At 35.7% G+C, this 19,316-nt stretch carries 18 protein-coding genes and 1 tRNA gene; 8 read left to right on the top strand and 11 right to left on the bottom strand.

Annotated elements, in window-relative coordinates; all coding sequences use genetic code 11:
• Positions 1 to 24 precede the first annotated feature (24 nt).
• From WFY05_RS09375 to WFY05_RS09355, 5 genes are all read right to left on the bottom strand, one after another.
• On the bottom strand, positions 25 to 873 hold the full coding sequence (locus tag WFY05_RS09375; RefSeq protein WP_340112559.1) for a YncE family protein: 849 nt from the start codon (positions 871 to 873) through the stop codon (positions 25 to 27).
• 449 nt (positions 874 to 1,322) lie between these two features.
• Positions 1,323 to 2,240, bottom strand: a complete 918-nt coding sequence (locus WFY05_RS09370; protein ID WP_340112558.1) for a hypothetical protein — start codon at positions 2,238 to 2,240, stop codon at positions 1,323 to 1,325.
• 482 nt (positions 2,241 to 2,722) lie between these two features.
• The gene (locus WFY05_RS09365; RefSeq protein WP_340112557.1) at positions 2,723 to 2,983 is read right to left on the bottom strand and encodes a hypothetical protein; all 261 of its coding nucleotides are present in this window, start codon (positions 2,981 to 2,983) and stop codon (positions 2,723 to 2,725) included.
• 10 nt (positions 2,984 to 2,993) lie between these two features.
• Complete coding sequence (locus WFY05_RS09360; protein ID WP_496196616.1) at positions 2,994 to 3,929, bottom strand: DUF3871 family protein; 936 nt, start codon at positions 3,927 to 3,929, stop codon at positions 2,994 to 2,996.
• Positions 3,930 to 3,983: 54 nt separating this feature from the next.
• Positions 3,984 to 4,820, bottom strand: a complete 837-nt coding sequence (locus WFY05_RS09355) for an AAA family ATPase (protein ID WP_340112556.1) — start codon at positions 4,818 to 4,820, stop codon at positions 3,984 to 3,986.
• A 131-nt stretch (positions 4,821 to 4,951) separates the two neighbouring features.
• Between WFY05_RS09355 and WFY05_RS09350 the strand changes: the two genes are divergently transcribed.
• From WFY05_RS09350 to WFY05_RS09320, 7 genes are all read left to right on the top strand, one after another.
• Positions 4,952 to 6,421 (top strand): amidohydrolase family protein, encoded by a 1,470-nt coding sequence (locus tag WFY05_RS09350; RefSeq protein WP_340112555.1) that lies wholly within the window; start codon positions 4,952 to 4,954, stop codon positions 6,419 to 6,421.
• A 606-nt stretch (positions 6,422 to 7,027) separates the two neighbouring features.
• Positions 7,028 to 9,310: a hypothetical protein gene (locus WFY05_RS09345; protein ID WP_340112554.1), complete on the top strand. Its 2,283-nt coding sequence runs from the start codon at positions 7,028 to 7,030 to the stop codon at positions 9,308 to 9,310.
• 319 nt (positions 9,311 to 9,629) lie between these two features.
• Positions 9,630 to 10,055: a hypothetical protein gene (locus WFY05_RS09340; protein ID WP_340112553.1), complete on the top strand. Its 426-nt coding sequence runs from the start codon at positions 9,630 to 9,632 to the stop codon at positions 10,053 to 10,055.
• Between the two features lie 193 nt (positions 10,056 to 10,248).
• Positions 10,249 to 10,893 carry a hypothetical protein gene (locus tag WFY05_RS09335; RefSeq protein WP_340112552.1) on the top strand — a complete coding sequence of 215 codons (645 nt, stop codon included), beginning with the start codon at positions 10,249 to 10,251 and terminating at the stop codon, positions 10,891 to 10,893.
• Between the two features lie 65 nt (positions 10,894 to 10,958).
• Entirely contained in the window at positions 10,959 to 11,846 is an 888-nt protein-coding gene (locus WFY05_RS09330; RefSeq protein ID WP_340112551.1) for a hypothetical protein, read from the top strand.
• An 87-nt stretch (positions 11,847 to 11,933) separates the two neighbouring features.
• Positions 11,934 to 12,377: a hypothetical protein gene (locus WFY05_RS09325; RefSeq protein WP_340112550.1), complete on the top strand. Its 444-nt coding sequence runs from the start codon at positions 11,934 to 11,936 to the stop codon at positions 12,375 to 12,377.
• 368 nt (positions 12,378 to 12,745) lie between these two features.
• Positions 12,746 to 13,867, top strand: coding sequence for a fatty acid desaturase family protein (locus tag WFY05_RS09320; RefSeq protein WP_340112549.1), 1,122 nt, complete (start codon positions 12,746 to 12,748; stop codon positions 13,865 to 13,867).
• 95 nt (positions 13,868 to 13,962) lie between these two features.
• Here WFY05_RS09320 and WFY05_RS09315 read toward each other — a convergent pair whose 3' ends face one another.
• The gene (locus WFY05_RS09315) at positions 13,963 to 14,349 is read right to left on the bottom strand and encodes a hypothetical protein (RefSeq protein ID WP_340112548.1); all 387 of its coding nucleotides are present in this window, start codon (positions 14,347 to 14,349) and stop codon (positions 13,963 to 13,965) included.
• Between the two features lie 398 nt (positions 14,350 to 14,747).
• On the opposite strand from WFY05_RS09315, the gene WFY05_RS09310 reads away from it, so the two are divergent.
• Complete coding sequence (locus WFY05_RS09310; RefSeq protein WP_340112547.1) at positions 14,748 to 15,293, top strand: lipocalin-like domain-containing protein; 546 nt, start codon at positions 14,748 to 14,750, stop codon at positions 15,291 to 15,293.
• A gap of 630 nt (positions 15,294 to 15,923) precedes the next feature.
• Here WFY05_RS09310 and WFY05_RS09305 read toward each other — a convergent pair.
• From WFY05_RS09305 to WFY05_RS09285, 5 genes are all read right to left on the bottom strand, one after another.
• Positions 15,924 to 16,010: transfer RNA gene (locus tag WFY05_RS09305), tRNA-Leu, on the bottom strand.
• Between the two features lie 125 nt (positions 16,011 to 16,135).
• Positions 16,136 to 16,603 (bottom strand): aspartate carbamoyltransferase regulatory subunit, encoded by a 468-nt coding sequence (gene pyrI, locus WFY05_RS09300; RefSeq protein WP_340112546.1) that lies wholly within the window; start codon positions 16,601 to 16,603, stop codon positions 16,136 to 16,138.
• A 12-nt stretch (positions 16,604 to 16,615) separates the two neighbouring features.
• Positions 16,616 to 17,524 (bottom strand): aspartate carbamoyltransferase, encoded by a 909-nt coding sequence (gene pyrB, locus WFY05_RS09295; protein WP_340112545.1) that lies wholly within the window; start codon positions 17,522 to 17,524, stop codon positions 16,616 to 16,618.
• A 314-nt stretch (positions 17,525 to 17,838) separates the two neighbouring features.
• Positions 17,839 to 18,441, bottom strand: a complete 603-nt coding sequence (locus WFY05_RS09290) for an IMPACT family protein (protein WP_340112544.1) — start codon at positions 18,439 to 18,441, stop codon at positions 17,839 to 17,841.
• Positions 18,441 to 19,295 (bottom strand): hypothetical protein, encoded by an 855-nt coding sequence (locus WFY05_RS09285; RefSeq protein ID WP_340112543.1) that lies wholly within the window; start codon positions 19,293 to 19,295, stop codon positions 18,441 to 18,443. The genes WFY05_RS09290 and WFY05_RS09285 overlap by 1 nt, the downstream gene beginning before the upstream one ends.
• Positions 19,296 to 19,316 lie beyond the last annotated feature (21 nt).

Raw genomic sequence — 19,316 nt, 5'->3', positions numbered from 1 at the left:
AACCAATAAAACTGTAATTCACTGTTACTTTACCCATTCAATATCAGTTGGATAATTTAATTCATCCATGAATAATAAGTAACTATCATTTACCAAATCCACTTTATAAATTTTATTTGCAAAGTTCATAGTTATGTATGCATAAGTTCCATTTTCATCAACAGCTAATCCCACTGCATTGTAACCCATAAAAGTGCAGATCAATTCATTTTCATAAGCATCTGGCTTTGCTCTATAGATAAATCTTCCATCGCAATGATAAAAAATCCCGTTGCAAAAATCAATATCTCCTAGTGCTTGTAACAAATGTATTGAACTCTGGTAGGAATTCAGATTTATACTCAGAACCGTGCCATACCCTGTATTTGCAACGATCAAAAAACTATCAACCACAACTCCATTCACATTTTGCAGATTCTCAGGACTTGGATTCTCCATGGGAACATCAAGAATAAACTCTCCAGTGGCAGTTGTAAAACTCACCTTGTCATTTTTGTTGTCTAAAAATGCAAATCTGCCATCTGGGAGGATGCAAAATTGTAAAGGGTAAGAAACTTCTGGAGAAATAGAAATGTCTCTTATATGATTTCCTGACAAGTCTATTACAGACACTATGTAATTGTTATGTACATATATCGTATCATTTTGAACCTCAACTCCTACATTTAAAGGGCGGTATTCAAAATTTTCTATGTCTATTAATCTCTTATTTCCCTTTTCATCAACTCGCCATACTCCAGCATTATCACAAAATATCATTTTAGGAACAATCTCGGGTAAGATTTCTTCTTGGTTATCTTGGCAGGAATAAGTAAACATCAGTTGTAATACGACAATAACCAAAATCGTGAACTTGAAAGTTAGTGTTTTCATAATTATTGATTTTATTGCGTATGCAATTCAAAGTGAGAATGTTGTAATTAAATTTACAGACTTTAAATGAAATATAAAAGAACCACCCTTTTTAGAATGATTCTTTATTCAACTTACAAATCAATGTTGCAATTAAGATCACACAAAAAATGTGGACCTTCTTTTAAGGGTTGACGTATAGAAATTTTAGCCACTTTCTTTTCGAGATAGGGGTATATGTTCATCTAAAGGAGATAATGCGAAAATTCCATACATGTCACCCTAATTGAGGGGATTATTCGTGTATAAAATTGTATTTGTCTAAGGGGGGATTTAACCTTTGCTCTTTTGATCAAAGGCTGCTCTTGGGAGTTTAGTAGTATTTTGAATAATGAAAAAGGGTCTAGCTATAAGAAGCTAAACCCTCAGTATTTTTTTGTTACACACTTTGTGAAACAGTGTCTTCAAATCTACATAACAGTATTTCCCTCACAGCCTCTATATAGCTCAGTTTCATCAACAGCTATTCCTCCATCAACATTAATAAAGGTAAACCATCCGTATCTATTTCCGCCTACTTCATCTGGAATAACATCTACTGAACTATTCCTTGTTTCTGTAAAGAGAATAGAACCATTTGCATCTAAAAGGTTTAAGTCAACTGCAAGTGTTCCTTCTGCATTATAAAATTTATGCTGGAATGTATACCACCCTGCGGATGTTATTTCATAATTATTAATATTTTCCAAGTCTTGTCTTACAGCAAAATTGGTATTGTTTGAACCTGCAACCAATAATTTTCCTGTAGATTCATCTTTAGTTACATGAAAAATAAAATCTCTTAGATGTGCTCCACTAATCCTAGATGTTGCAACTGAATAATCAAAACCTGAACCAACTGCCCAAGCAGGATCTAAATAAATATCAATTTCAGCACTCCAACCGTTGTCAGGGAATATACTTTGGTATCCGTCAAATCTGGTAAATGGACCTGTTACTCCACCGTCTTCAGTTACACCGTCTTCAAATAGTGCATACCAACTGCCAAACGAAGCAGGAAGCAAAGAGGTTGCCTCAACTCTTGTAACAGAACCATACCAGCCAGAATTACCGTCCATCCATCCAGTTGCATCATCTTCAAATCCTTGATAATAATCCGGTTCACAATACATAATGTCTCCATGGGACAAATGGGCATCCACAGCAGACTGGGCTACTTCAATTAAGATATAATTCCCATCGCTGGTTAAATGCCAGATTTTAACTTTCTCAGGTTTGTCACTTGCACTTTTTAAAATAATGTCGTTCACACCAGTAGGTTCTACAGAATCTTTTTCACATGCCGAAAAAAACATGGTAATAAAAGCTAACAGTAATAATTTTTTCATAGTTCTACTTTAAAGATTAAGATTGAATAATTTTTGATTTATTTTATATTAAATATGTGTAAATAAGAGCTTTAATGGACATATGGCTTAACAATACTGATAACACAGTTATCGCACAACTCAATTGAGTCAAGATCAAATACAAGCCTGGAATTTGTCCATATTGGGGTAAAGGATTAATATGAAGTGAATATAATAATTACGAGATTAAATCCAAAATTTTGAGCTTATGCTTAATTGGATAGTTTCAATGTGGGAGAATCAGTTTTTTGGTGGGACAGAATCCAATAGCTTCAATTAATCCACCATAAACTGCTCACATCCTCTCAGAGGGGTACAGTATAGATGCGTGAAATATTTTCTCTTCCTGCTGGTAGTTTATACCACTGAAGGGAGATTGTGCTGTATATAGGGTGTAGTGATATGCTCAGAATGGAAATTAGCTGTAAGGAACAAACCCACAAGAGCCTTTGCTCAAATGATCAAACCTTCACAGCAAAATACCACACCAAATAAGCTTTTCGTTCAATGATGAACACATCCTGAAGATGGAGAGTCATCTTTACAGCTTCAACGGTGTATTCTTTTCCTTTCTCCAGAGGGGGAACATCCACTTTTGCTATCACCCAGAACGGACAATACAAACGTTTTAGCTTTCCTCTGGGGAGTACAACAAGAACACTATTTGTTCCTACGATACTAAAAAGCTCGGAAATATACTCCCGAGCTTCTTTTTCGTTCATTGCTGTCATATCAATTCCCCAGATACCATGAATTTGAACCACTTTCCAAATGTTCAGCCAGAAATTGTGTAAAGGAAAAGCAACCTGCTCCTCTGTCAAGGAAAGTGTCAATGTATGATGATTTATTGGCACCAGTGAATAGGTTGTACAATCTCCAGAGGTCTATGCTTCCATCACTCTTTCGGCTGAATGATTCATCGTTGTAATACTCACGGGCAATAGCACCCACCTGAGCATCACCCAAAGGAAATGCTTGCAGAGTTTTCTTTTGTTTAGCTGGCAGATATTGATACATACGAGCTTTTCCCAAGAGTTGAGCAAATAGGTGTTCCGGCAATTCATAGTTTCCAAAGTTCCGCAAAAGCTGTAACATCCTTGCTGGTTCAAATTCACTCAGCAACTTGTATATGGACATAGCAAGTTCATTGATCGATCTCACCTTGATTTCCTGATAAGCTCCATCGGTGAATACACATAAATTGGTGCACACCTTGTTCTTAAATCCAACAAACACTTTGAATTTCTCCTCACTCTTTTTGTTGTACAGGTTTTCATGGTTGTATGCTCTAACACCACCAACAGAAAGTGAAAGTGTATTTCCATGAACATCTTCAGCAATACTGGGCACTTCAATTACAAAAGCCATACGTTCGAAATAAAGTGTTTTCTCAGCTTCAGACAATTCCTTGGCAGGTTTTCCCATTGCTTCAGGAATTCGCCCTTTAATGGGATGTGATACACGAATATTGGGCTTCAACAGGCTCTCCTGAGGAAAGAATTGCTGTGTAACTTCATAAGTAGCTTCCACAAACTCTGTATGACTTATAGTGCTTTCATTGTCTTTACTAAACACCGGGATAATGCATCCATTTTTCAGCTCTTTTGGCAGAATGGTAATTGTATTAGCCTCGATAAACTGGGCTGTTGACTGCTGTTCATCTACCAGAACAGCTTCTTCTACAACTGGATTTACAGGTACTAAATTAATAATGGTAAAATTTTAATGGTTAATGTTTTCAGCAATGGGGCTGATGATTTGATTCTTTCGTTCAATGGCTAGTGGTTCAATTTGTGCGCGGAACTCCGGGAATTGTTTGATGATATCACGCAACTGATCAACTGAATTTGCCTTACCAATCAGTTCTATCACTTCTTCCACAGATATGCCGGACATACACCATCGTTTAATGCGTTCACCGGTTTTGGATGAAATAACAAACTGCGGTTTGTCAGCAAACATACCTGTTCGATCTTTGGAGGCAGTTGCATTGTGTTTCAGATCCAGTTCAAACACAAGGGTGAATTCATAATCCATCCCATCACGTGTAACACCTTTCAGTCCTACCTTCTCAGGAACCATTTTACCATTCTTATCAGAAAGCACATAGTCCTGCTTAGAACGGATGGTGGAAATTACATGACAATTGGATTGCAGGATTTTCTGTACAAAAGCATTATGACGAGGCGTAATTTTACTCCAATTGGTAAAACTGTTCCCAGTCATATTTCCATGCTGATCAAGGATACCACCAGATCCATCCCATTCGTGAGTGATGGAATCAATGATAATAACTTCCATATCTGCCTGTTCACAGGCTTCAATGGCTTTAATATACCGTTCAGGTGTGAACGGGGATGAGAGCTGCAGTACGTTATACTGACCTAAGTGTGCGTACAAATCAGCTGAATGGTTCTCTGTGTCAATTACAGCAATTTTTGACCAGTCAGTGATTCCTGATGCCAGCAGTAGTGCTGACATTGTTTTTCCAGCTCCAGCAGGAGCCTGTAAGGCAAGCTTAATCTTAGCTTCCTTACGTTGAGCTTTTCTGATTTCCATAATAATATGATTAAGTGATTTGAAGTGCAATAGGATTTTATACCAGTGGATTATTTTGTAACTTGTTTAGTCTTTTCCTCCCTCTCATCTTGTGATATCCAGAAGATTTTATAAACCAAAAATTAACTGTCATGAAAAAGGATGTACTTTTTACATTATTTCTTCTGTTTGTGTTTTTGTTGTCCTCATTGCTTTTAAACTGCTCTCAAAAGAGAACTGTCGTTTCTGATCTGGCTATTGTTCACACTTCTATTATAGATGCTACTGGATCACAAGCACAATCCGATATGACTGTGCTTATAAATGGTAACACAATAACTGATATTGTACCTAGCAAAAGCGTAAAAATTGATTCTAAATCTAAAATCGTCGATGGAAAAGGGAAATTCTTAATACCTGGATTATGGGATATGCATGTTCATATATCAAACGATAGTATATTTTTCCCGTTGATGATTGCAAATGGAGTAACCAGCGTTCGTGATATGTTCTCGAATAGAAAAAATTTTCCAACTAAGTTAGAGTGGCGTAATCAGATTAATACGCAGAAGTTAATTGGTCCTAACCTTTATATTCCTATCGCTGTTTTTGGACCTTTACAAAGATGGAATGGAATTAAAGTAAAATCAAAAGAGGGAGTAATAGCAGTTGTTCAGGAGATACGAGAGTCTGGCGCAGATTTTATAAAAGTGTTTGATTTATACGATCCGGATATCTATTTTACCCTGTTGAGTGAAGCTCAAAAGAATGGGATACACGTTGCAGGACATGCTCCAATGTCAATCAATATAAATGAAGCTGCCCAAGCTGGTCAAAGAAGCTTTGAACATTTGTTAGGAGTTTTATTGGCATCTTCCTCAAAAGAAGAGAGTATCAGAAAAGCAATGTATGCTAAAGCAGACTCAGTACATGATTCTTTTTCTGATCTTGCTCATCTTTTGTACTTTATCCACCCAGGGGAAATTCTTGACAGCTATGATACAGCAAAGGCAAATCAGTTGATGGAGCAGTTAAAAAACAGTGGCTGCTATATTTGTCCTACCTTATCATTGTGGAATGGTCAGTTAAAAGTTATTAACTCCGAATTGATTCAAAATGAAAATATTAAATATGTGCCGGCACAATACCTGAATGGATGGTCAACCTTTGCTTCAAATGGTTTCACTGCTCATATTTTACCGAGCGAATATGATCTGTTTAAACGATTTATAAATAAGCGATTTGAAATGGTTAATGAAATTAATCAATATGGTATTCCTTTTCTTGCGGGAACGGATGTTAGCTGGTGGAATCACAATATAATGCCAGGGTTTTCTCTGCATGAAGAGTTGTCCTTACTTGTTAATGCAGGGCTTACACCGATGCAAGCCTTGCAGGCTGCTACAAGAAATGCAGCAGAAGCTCTAAACGTATTAAATAAAACGGGAACTATTGAAGTGGGGAAAAACGCTGACCTGGTTTTGTTAGATGTAAATCCTTTGGAAGATATTAATAATACAAGGAAAATTAATGCCGTAATCAAGGCAGGGCAATATATTTCAAGGGAAGAGCTGGACAAGCTTTTAAAAGAGGTTGAAATAAAAATACATGAATCACAATGAGTATGAAGGTGCAACAAAGATTCTTTTAGGCTTGTTCTTCAAATAGATAACATGGATGAATCCTTTAAACTATCTAAAAATACAATAATAGTCCGTTTCAGAATCAACTTTTGATGACATTAAAATGTATGATAAGAAATGCAAAATAGATAATGCCCCGCTAACAAAAGCTATATGTAATACGGGGTACAGCAGGTAATTCAACCTAAGTTCTTCGTTACAGTAATGCCAATTTGTCTTTGACATTTGGCAATTAAAACCAAAATATGAACAAACGAATTGGCTCAGAGGCAGCCTGACTGTGAAGCGTTTCAATGTCCCGCACTCCACATGGCTAAACCGTCAACTGAATAATTTCTTTGAAAAGGGCTAACCTCTTTGGTCGCCCTTATCTTCCATTTTTTCAGTGGATTTTAATTTCACATACACCTCAGGAAAAATCCGTCTCAAAAAATGTGACTAAGATGCAGTATAAAGATCTGATAAGAAGTTGTTTATGTTGATTTATTTTTTGCACATTAAAAGATTAATTCGTAAATTATTTAATCTTATAATTCACCTAATTACTTTTTTAAACAGATTAACTAAAAACCAAAATCACCTTCTATGAAAAACCTTCTTACTCTACTAATCTGTCTGATTCCATCTTTAGCGCTTTCTCAGATTCATATGATGGAAATAGTTGATACCACTTCTTTAGATAGAGACCAACAATCATGCGAGGACTTAACGTCAGTATACCAGGAAGACCAGATTGATTGGTTTGATATTTTAAAAACAAATCTTTATAAAACAGAAAAATCAGGAAATGACACTATAGTGGTCGATTCGACTTACACCTTTCATTTTTATACTCCGGTTGATTCAGTCCTTGTTTTAAAGCAATATGCAAATTACTTTTTCGATGAAAATAAAATATTACTTAGCAGGTTTCAGATGGATAGTTTATCCGGGGAATGGCTGCATGTAATTGAAGATGTATACTACTATGATGATTTTGGAAACGAAACTCTTAATGTCACCGATGTAAAAGACACTATTAATAACACATGGGTGCATGATAAAAAAGTCGAGCACGATTTCGATATCAATGGGAACGAAATCTATTATGCTTTTTACCGGTGGAATGATTCATTAAATATATGGATTGGAAGTAGTAAAACGGTAAGAAATTACGATGAACAAAATCATTTACTCTTGCGGGAAATATATGAGTGGGACAGCGATTCCATTAAATGGGATATGGTTATTAAACATGAATATGCTTTTGATAGCAAGGGCAATAAAATTTTAGACGTGTCGTACGGAAGGGACTGGCAAACAAATGTATTAACGCCAAGCAACAAATATGAATATCAATTTGACGGAAATGGGAATAAAATTATGGGGGCCAGTTACAGTTGGAATAAAGAAAAAGAACAATGGCGTGGAACTTCTAAATCTGAAAGTGTTTACGATGATTTTGGAAACAGTACTTTGTCCTATGATTACACATGGGACAATGAAAATGATAAATGGAAATACTGGCAAAAATCAACAAAGACTTTCACTGAAACGGGATACAATTATGAACTTTATTTTTGGGATGATGGATTATTACAATGGTATGGAGCCAGTAAAGTAGATCTAGTTTTTAGCACATTGGGCAAGGATTCTATAAGCATTGAATATGAATGGAGTTTCGAAGATACTGTTTGGTATAAAAGATCAAAAACAGAATATTCTTATTACAAACCGGAGCTTTATCCCTTAAGAATTATTTACAAATGGAGCAGGGAAATAAATGATTGGGAACTGGACAGAAAGATTGATTTAGACTATGATGAAAGTGACCGACTCATTTTAGAAGCATATTATAATTGGAATGATAGTCTGCAAGCATGGATAGGTGAATCTAAAAATGAAATATTTTACAATAGTAATGGTGACAGAACTGCGACAATTTATTATGGATTCGATACCGAAGTCTGGAAAATCATTGCTAAATCCGAGAATATTTACGATGACCATGGCAGCCTTATCTTTTCCAAAGTATATAATCTCCATGTTTATGCAGATACCTTAAGAACCATTTCAAAAACCAAATATGAAATAACATATGATTCTGTCGGGAATCAGACCAGTTATGCAGAATTTGATTGGGATTTTAATTCAAATTCATGGTATGGGATTTATAAAACAGAAAAATTGTATGATAGTTCCAACAGAATAATAAGTGTTGCAGGCTATTCATGGGACTATGAAAAAGAAGATTGGAAAGGGGGTACAAAAAAAGAAACTTCATATGATAAGAACGGGAATGAAACAAGCAAGACATATATCTATTGGAACCAAGCTACAAACAATTGGATGCCAAACTCTAAAACTGAAACCTACTATAATAACGATAATGAAAGAACAAAACTTATTGATTATGATTGGAATGAACTAACTGAAGCTTGGGAGGTAAAATATAGCATTAATTATACGAAATACAACTATGTTTTTGACGACAACAATAATTTGACTTTGCTCGAATATTTGCAGTGGGACGAAAACCTGTTAGAATGGAGAGCTTATGAGAAATATTATTTTTATTATTCAACTCACCAAATGAACCCAACCGGGATCTTATCGAAAACAAACGAAAAATCAATTATCCATGTATATCCAAACCCATTTTCAGAAAGGTTATTCTTTGAATTCTCCCGTGAAGAATCTGATACCGGATTACTTGAAATATTTGATGCAACAGGTAGAAAAATCGCTGTGCTCTTTGATCAAAATATCAATAAAGATGAAACTTACCGTGTAGAATATATGCCAAACAATATAGCAACCAACATGATATTCTACAGATTGACGTATAGTGATGAAGTCATTAATGGCAAATTAGTTTACCGAAAATAGTATTTCAGTCATTAAAATTTTATTGGTCATTTAATTTAAAACAATTAAAACCGTTGGGATAAATCTCAACGGTTTTTTTAATGTTGCCTGAATGTATTCGCATTCAGCATTTCCATTTTTTCAGTGGCATTTTTTATACATGCATCAACAGGAAATGCCTTCTCAAAAAACTTGTAAAAATACAGCAGAAAACCTGTTTTTCAATTGACACACGATTGCAATATTTTTGTGATTAATTAACTATTTTGTAACTTGTATTCACTACCAATTTTCACTTTTCCTTTTAAACCCATTTTTTTGAATTTAAAACTTGTGGGTTATGAAAAAAGCTTTCTGCCTTATCACATTCCTGATCATTGTTTCAACCCTCTATAGTCAAACAACTAGTGGACAGTTCACTACCGATTACTATTTGCAAAAAAGTAAAAAACAGTATAAGACAGGCGGAATATTACTTGGAGTAGGAACCACAATGGCGGTGGTTGGAGCTATAGGTTTTGATAAAAATTTTGTAATGTTTGAGAAAGGTGGCAATGAAACAAAAGCCGATGTTTATGGATTTATAATGCTGGCAGGTTTAATAATGGACATTGTAAGCATTCCAATTTTAATATCTTCAGCAGTGAATAAGAAAAAAGCTTTAAGTCTTGTAATTAATAACCAATTGATCTACGATCCGAATGGTTATTTATTGGCATTTCAAAAACAATCCATACCATCTTTAACGCTGATATTGAAATTTTAATCATCGCGCCAAATTATAACAGATTAGAAAAATCCTTCTCAAATATTTGAGAGAAAATAAAACATAAACACCAGATTGTTTGGTGGATGCAATATAAAGCCAATTGTATTTGTGGAGGCTATTTCGTAACTTGTTAATATCACCATTCTTCAAATTTCCTTTTAAGCCAGTTTTGAACTTAAAGTTATTTGTTATGAAAAAGTTGATTTTCATATTCATACTTCCGTTAGTCTTATTCGGCTGTGGGAAAGAAAGTAGGGAAATCCCGCTTTATGAAATACCAGTTGAAGACAGGTTTATCTATAAAAACGGTGACAATCTACTTTACAATTGTAGTGATGGTTCTTCATTACTAATAAAAATCGAAAATGTAAGTCTAACGACTCAGACATGGACTTTTAATGGTTGGTTTAGCGCTGAACCAGTTTTCAAATATCATTCATACCTGATTGCTTATAAAGTCTCAGACGAATCATGGAATACATTAATAAACGAAACTTTTGAATTTCTAGGTGAACAGAATGATGCGGAAAATATTGGTTATATCAGCTCTCTGACTCATTATATTTCAACAGGATTACATGAAGACGGACGACCATGTACATCGATATCATCTTCCTACGGGGATTTTATTGCAAGTAGTTGTATAGAATATGAAGAAATATCAATTAACAACACTTCCTATTTAAAAGTGTATCATCATAGTTTTGATTCTGGTACCGATGAGCCCCTTGAATCTAACGTTGAAATGTTTTGGAACCTAAAGTATGGCATTATCCAATTTAAGGGAACTACTGGTGACACAACCAAAACCTGGGATCTAGCAGGAAAAATCTGATATAAAGCTTCTGCAGCCTACAATTGGAATAGAATCCTGATTTTTTTCACCTAAAAATAATGCTTATGAAAAAGTTGATTTTCATACTCATATTTCCGACGGTTTTGTTAGGCTGCGGAAAAGATGGAGAAGAGCTCCTTCCAAACTTTATTGACGGCAAATTTGTGTATAGCATAGGTCCTGTTTATACAAGAAATTTAAATTGGACAAATCCGATTGAATTGACGGCAGATGATATTTCCGATGGAACATATGCACCTCAATATTATAGCCCACAATGGTCATCTGATGGATCACAAATTCTTTATATTAGAGATAATAGGTATAATTCATACTCCATTATGAAAATGGATAGTAATGGAGACAATAAAGAACAGGTTTTGGCATTCTATTATAGAATTCATACAATGGACTGGTCCAATGATGGTCAATGGATTGCTTATCCGAATGGAGATAGTGTTCATATTATATCTGTTGATGGAGAGGAAAAAAAAGTTATAATCGTTAATGATAATCCAAGTATAGAATTTATTAGCTGGTCATCTGATTCAAAAAAAATAGCTTTGTATGATACAGGAGGGAATTTAATTATATTGGATGTTGAAAGTGGAGAAGAAAGTTTACGTAAGACCAATATCTGGGGGATGGACTTTAAACCCAGGTGGTCACCCAATGATAAATACATTGTATACAACACCTCAATCGAAGGAACAGGACAAATTGTGCTACTCAATATCACTGATAATTCTGAAACAATCCTTCAGAAACCACAAGGCGTGATCGATATTTTCGGATGGACTCCTGATGGGGAATATATCATCTATGTATCAGGAACAGGTAAGTATCGTGACTTTACTGCATTGCAAGTATCAAATGGACAAAAAAAAGAATTAATATATAAATCTGACGGTTGGTTAGACTACCCCAAAGGTGATTTATTTATTTTTCAGTAAATGGAGATATTACCTAAAAAGGGCAAATAAAGAGTTGTTTGTCTCTATTTGTATTAGTAACTTGTATACAAGCAGAAATTCATTCTTATGAAACTAATCTTCTATTTAAGCTTATTTTGTTTATTATTTGAATTCACTTGTCAGGGGCAAAATAAGTATTCACTGGAATACTTCCAAGAGTCCTCGCCCGAACAATTAAAAAACTACCTCATGCAATTTCATAAAAAGAAAAATGCAGGCATAATTTTAACTTTAACCGGGTCTGCATTATTCATTGGAGGTGTAGCAACTTTTAACCATTACGATTTATTTGATGATAGAGCAGGGGTTGGCGTTGGAATGTTCATTTCTGGATTTATTGTTACGTCAATTGGCGCGGTGATGTGGGGAACCTATGCTTCACGAATAAAAAAAGTCAGGAAAATACTGAATAATCAAAATGAATTATCCATAACATTGGCACCATGTATTTTGAACAACAATGGATATCAAGATATACATCCCGGACTTACCTTAAAACTCAACTTCTAGAAATGAATTATAATGTTGGAAGCAAAATTACGGTACTTACGATAAATAAAGTTATTTGATTGAGACGCGAAGTGAAGTGCAATGCTATAGTATTTTCGTCTGATATTTTGTAATTTACTAATACCACCAATCTTCAAGTCTCCTTTAATCCAGTTTTTACCTAAAAACAATTATTATGAAAAAGTTGATTTTCATTGTAATATTTCCGCAGGTTCTGTGAGGCTGAGGAAAAGAAGGTGAAGAGCCTGCAGCAAATTTTATAGATGCAAATTTGTGTACAAGGAAGGTTCTGTGTCCACGAAAGAATTAAACCGAACAAGTTCACTTGAAATAATTTTTGAAGTTGTTGTTCAATTAATATTTAGAATATGCTAAAGAAAACCACCATTCGGAAGCGAGTAAGATTTAATAGTTCACCAAAACAGGATGAATTTCTCCGCGAGTTAAAAAAAAGAGTAGACCATTATTTTCATGAAAACAAGATTTCAAAACACGCGAATCCTCAGATGGTATGGAAATCAATTATTGGATTTGGGTCATGGTTATTAGTTTATGCTCTGATAATGTCAAACTTGTTAAGCCAATTCCCGCTTCTATTGATTCTTGCATTTACTTTACTGGGCTTTGTTAATATATTTTTGGCTTTTAATGTAATGCATGATGGTACACATGAAGCTTATACCGACAAGAGAAAATTGAATAAACTACTGGGATATACTTTTAATTTTATTGGTGGGAATCAATATTTGTTCCGTTTGATGCATGGAGCTCATCACGGTTTTGTTAATATACAAGGAATAGATGTCACATTAGAGACTCATGGACTGTTTCGTTTTACTCCACATGAACCTTACAAATGGTATCATAGATATCAGCATTTTTACACCCCGGTACTTTACATGTTTGCTCATATTCATTGGGTTTTTATCAAAGATTTTAAATGGTTTTTTGTCGAACGAAGTATTGGTAACGTAAAAAATATAAAGACTCCTTTTAAAGAATACGTAATTCTTATTGGCACTAAAGTTATTTACTTGACACTTACTTTGGCTTTGCCAATTATATTTTTGTCTGCACCAGTTTGGCTGATTTTGTTAGGATTTGTTTCAATTCATATTTTACCAAGCCTAACTTTCGCCCTCATTTTTCAAGTAACACATGTTTTTGAAGGAACATCTTATCCTGAACCAGACAATAATGGTATTATTGATAATTCATATGCAATTCATGTACTTGAAACAACTGCCGATTTCTCACGCAATAATAAAACAGGAAGATGGCTTATGGGATGCATTAATATTCATGTCATCCATCATATTTTTCCTGAAATATGCCATATTCATTATCCTGCTCTAACAGAAATCCTTATTGATGTGGCTAATGACTTTGGATTGGAATACAAAGAAAACAAAACCTTCTGGATTGCTCTAAAAAAACACATATGGATGTTGAAGGAACTGAGTAACCCTCCTGCACCGGAGCTTTATTAGTGTAACAAGTCTCCCAAGTCCAATATTTTGCTTGTATATGAATCTCATGTATAAAAGGAAAGACCAACCAATCGGCTGATCTCCCTTTCATCCTGCTAGCGGTTAACCACAAGGGTAGTTAGCTTTTTATCAGCCATTGTTACTTCCGGTTCACCTTCAAAGATGGCTTCTTCAAGCGTTGCTCCTTCGGGTAGATACACCCATCGAAGGGATAATTCTAACACTTCGCCGGTTTCCTTGTTGGTCCATTCATAGGCTTCACAACTTTTCTTTACAACACTCCCGGGAACTCTTTCTCCAACCATTTCTTTGGCTGTTTCTTCGTCAAAAGTGGAAGGAATACTACACTGTTTTACCGTAGCATAAAAATTTCCTGTGTTTTGACTTTGTACGAAGCTTAAGCCTCCCTGTATGATGAGAGCTACGAATTCACTTCCATCATCTTTTCTCTGCCTTACGGCGTAATCAAAAACTTTAACCATAATTCAAATTTTTAATTAATACTTGATTTGGCAACCGGGGGATGTCCCGATTGCTTGGGATCTATGGGGGGGTATTGGTGGAAGTACCCTTACTTCTTATATGAACTATAATTTTTAAAGATTCAGTACATCTTATATTTAGGAGCAACTATATGTGGAGTTTAAATGAATTGACTTATGATTTGATTTTTTGTACCTTATTATGTCATTAAACTAATAATCAGATTTCAAAGAGGAGAAATGTCTCCTGTAATTATCAAAGATCTGTGAATGAACTGCTACAGGCAAAAAATTGGGTTATACACCCAAATTGGCGATATAACCCAAAGTGATAATAGAGAAATACCCTAAAGTTTTGGTGTACATATACGTTATAGGTCATTAAAAAACTAAAAGCAATGAAAGAATTTATTACGATCTCATCTTTAATAATCTTATGTTTTACAAGTTGCAAACATAACTCTTCAACAAAAAATGATGAAACGGATACAATTATTGAGAACATAAACATGGAAAATATGAAAAGTCAACAATTTGTAGGTTCCTGGGAATTACAAGAATGGACTATCGAGTCAAAAGATGGGAAAAAAGATTTTCCTTTTGGTAAGGATGCAATAGGGCAGATAAATTATGAAAGCAATGGAAATATGTCAGTAATGATAATGAAAAATAATAGGCCTAGATTTCTTTCAGAGGATCCGCTTCAAGGCCAACCAAATGAGGTTATCGCTGCTTTTAAGGGATTTATTGCTTACTCGGGAAAATATAAAGTGAATACTAATTCAAAACAAGTAGTCCATCAAATTAAAATAAGTTCTTTCCCGAATTGGATTGGTCAAAATCAAATCAGAAAATTTGAGTTCAACGAAGATAAGCTAACCTTAAGCACTGATTTTATTGGTCCAAACAAACATAAACTAGTATGGAGAAAAATTGACTTCTAAATAAAGACCTACAACATTATATAAATTGAAGTAAAACGCACTTTGTACTTGCCGTTAATACTCTCAGTAATATTATTATTCCTCTGGAGGAGATGATATAACTTTTCTTGTTATTTCTCTACTTTTATCGAAAAGCAGACTAATCAAAATAATTATTGCATTTCAGAACGTTAATCAAAATTGTTTGTGACAAAACCGGAGTCAAATTCACATCCCTTTCAATGAATAATCATAAAGCTATTAATATGAGCAACGAAATGCCAGCTGATTTTTGATGCTGATAAATTCACTTTTAACACGAGTAATGAACCCCTATCATCATATCTCCATCTTCAGGAAAGAAGAAAAACGTGGCAATTAATCAAAGCATCATCCAACACAAAATGATGTTATTCCCATTCAATTCCAATAAACATTGAAAATGGTGTAAAATGCACTTAAAAAGCGCATCAAAAAGCGATAAATATATTAATCGTCTATACTTTAATTGAATTGTGGGGGAGTGGTAAATGGGTGTTATGGGGACACTGCACCTTTCTCTTGGATATTGAAAAAGTTTCAGTAGTGTTACAGTAGTAAAAAACAAAACTCCGATAACTGATTCAATATGAATAAGATACCGAAGTTTATTGGTGCCCAGTAAAGGACTCGAACCTTCACGTCCATGCGGACACTAGTCCCTGAAACTAGCGCGTCTACCAATTCCGCCAACTGGGCATTTTCTTTTTAGAACTTTCCTTGTCTTTCGGGGTGTTACCCCGTTCGATTTTGGACGTGCAAATATATAAAAAATCCGCTCTTTGCACATACAAAAAGCGGATTTATCTGATAGCACAAAAAAATTAAACCATTTTGATTTGATCGAGGTTGGTAATCTTTTCGCAATACTTGCATTTTAAGGCAATTGGCGATTTTTTGATTACCGAGAAACAGGTAGTAATTTTCTCGTTATTGGTGATACATTTTGGATTAAAACACTTCACAATACCGGTTATTTTTTCCGGGGTTTCAACGATTCGCTTTTCCACTACGGCGTAATCGCGAATGATGTTTAGCTTGGCGTGTGGGGCGAGCAGCGCAATTTTATTGATCTCGCGGTCCTCGAAAAACACGTTCGATACTTTTATAATTGCTTTGGATCCCAGTCGTTTACTGTCGAGGTTGGTTCCGAAAGTAATCTGATTATCAATTTTGTCGAGTCCCAAAATACTGATCACCTTAAACAGGTGTTTTGCCGGAATATGATCGATAACCGTACCTTCTTTAATGGCACTGACTTTTAGTTTGAGTTTCTTTTTTGAATTATCCATGGTCTTTCGGAATTATTTAAGGTTCATAACGTGAGAAATAATGGCTTCCCGTGCAAATATTCCGTTGCGGGCCTGATCGAAATAATAAGCCTTATCGCTCGAATCAACATCGGTGCTTATTTCATTAACGCGTGGCAGCGGATGTAAAATGCGCATGTTGGGCTTGGTATTTTCAAGCATGGCTTTATTCAGAATGTAAACATCCTTCACTTTTTCGTATTCAATCGGGTCGGCAAAACGTTCTTTCTGAACGCGCGTCATATATATAATGTCAGCCTCCGAAATTATGTCGGTAAACTCTTCATGTTCAAAATAACGGATGTTTTTCACCTCAAGGTGGTGTTTGTATCCCGGAGGCATCTGAAGGTCTTTTGGAGCGATAAAATTGAAGATCGGATGGTCAAACTCCGACATGGCCTGTAAAAGTGAATGTACTGTGCGCCCGTATTTCAGGTCGCCTACCATAAACAGGTTCAGGTTGTCGAGCGTTCCCTGTGTCTTTAAGATCGAGTACATGTCCAGCAGGGTCTGGGTAGGATGCTGATTAGCACCATCACCTGCGTTGATCACCGGAACGGGCGATACTTCCGCAGCATAGCGAGCAGCTCCTTCAAGCGGGTGGCGCATTACGATCAGATCGGCATAATTACTTACCATTTTAATGGTGTCATGCAGTGTTTCTCCTTTGGTAGCGCTCGAACTATCGGGATCGGCAAAACCAACGATTCGTCCTCCCAAACGACTAATGGCCGTTTCGAAACTCAAGCGCGTGCGTGTAGAAGGTTCGAAAAACAACGATGCTACAACTTTACCTTGCAAGAGGTTCTGGTTCGGATTTGCTTCAAATTCGGCAGCCAGCTCCATGATCCTCATGTACTCTTTTTTCGAGAAATCTGTAATCGAAATTAAATCCTTCTTCATTACCTTAAATATTGATTTTATGAATTATTGGTAGCAACAAAAAAAAACCAACACCTCTTAAAAGAAAATGTTGGTTTTTATGAATCATAAAAAAAGTTCTGACTTTTTTGTTTTGAAACACGATTGCTTTAAAAAATCGTATGATGCATCGATAAGGAAAAAGAACCCTCTTTTTGAGTTCTGTAGTACCTCTTTCAAGAAAATTTGTTAGGAATATAGGACCTTGCATCATGTTGTCAAAATTAGTCAGATTCTGTTTTTTGCTTATATTTTCGTGTTTCTATTTATCAGCATTTTATTAACATTGGCTTAATTCACGAAAGCTTTTTTATGGCTACACCATAAATACTATCAAAGATGTTTTGCGCTTTCTCAGTGTCGCTTTTACGAACCGAAAAAATCAGTCGGCAGGATTCCTGAAAATCGGTTTCAACAATGTTCAGTCCTTCCTGCTTTGTGGTTTGCATCACTACATTTAACAAGGGGTATTCAAATTTTAGTTCGAAGGTATTTTCGATCAGTTTCGAAACGATCTCAGCATTATACAGTGCTTCGATGGTTGCATTTTTATAGGCATTAATAAGGCCGCTAACGCCCAGTAAGGTTCCGCCAAAATAGCGAACCACAACAACCAGTATATTTGTTACTTCGTAGCTGGTCAATTGTCCGAGTATGGGTTTTCCCGCTGTTGAAGACGGCTCACCGTCGTCGTTGGCGCGGGTGAGTATTTCTTCGGTTCCTATTCGCCAGGCATAACAATGGTGACGGGCACTGTGGTGTTCTTTCTTCAGGCCCTGAACGTATTCCTTGACTTCATCCTCATTTTTCACCGGATAAGCGTAAGCGTAAAATTTGCTCCCTTTATCTTTGAAATATCCTGTGGCTGCTTTCTCTATGGTTTTGTATTCGTCGTTCATTACAATAAAAAGTAAAGACTGATTATGGCCAGTATAACGCCTGCAAAGTTAATTTTATTCAGTTGTTCTTTAAAAAGTAAGGTTCCCAGAACAGTTGTTAGTGCCACCACCGACATGTTGTTCAAAGCAAATACCAGCGAACTTTTTAGTCCTGTGTTATTGAGTGCCAGGATGATAAAATACAGCGATCCGAAATTAACGATGCCCAGCAGTAAACCCAGTAGCAGGGTAGGAGGATGAATCCTAACTTGTAGCTGACGGGTAAGCAGTTGAAAGATGGTACCGCAAATAAAGGCGACAAAGAAAACAACAGTGGTGTAGGCACTTACTTCATTTGCTGCTATTTTTTCGGCCTGAACAAATTTAACGAGTGTGTCGACCATACCGCTGCCCAAAAATATAAGGAGCGGTAGTGCAATCAGCAGCAGGTTGGTTTTTCGCAGGTCTTTTTTGTAAACTGTAAGTGCAATGGCTATAAATGCTCCGGTCAGTCCAATGTATTTTAGGGTTGAAATGTGTTCGTGATAATACAGTAACGAAAACAATACCGGAAAAACCAGCGAAAGTTTATTGGCCAGCGTAGTTACCGCAATGCCGGCTTTTTGCGAAGATCGTCCGATGAGAAAGAACATGACGATAAACAATATCCCAAGCAATGCACCAAAAGGAAGCCAGCTAAAAGATTGCTGTATTGAAATTTCCTTAAAAGGTTGAAAGAACAACAAGCCAAGTAAAGTGGCGGCGAGATAATTGTAGGTAATCAGTGGTGATAGCCGGCATTGGTGGTTTTTGGCGATCCTGAAAACCACATAAATCATCGAAGAAGAAATAATGCTGGCGAATAAACTAATCATTCTGACAGAAAAAAGGCAGAC

This window comes from Maribellus mangrovi (genome assembly GCF_037646455.1).
GTDB classification, from domain to species: Bacteria; Bacteroidota; Bacteroidia; order Bacteroidales; family Prolixibacteraceae; genus Draconibacterium; species Draconibacterium mangrovi_A.
The sequence above is the reverse complement of the archived record's forward strand: the minus strand, read 5'-3'. Positions and strand labels throughout refer to the sequence as shown.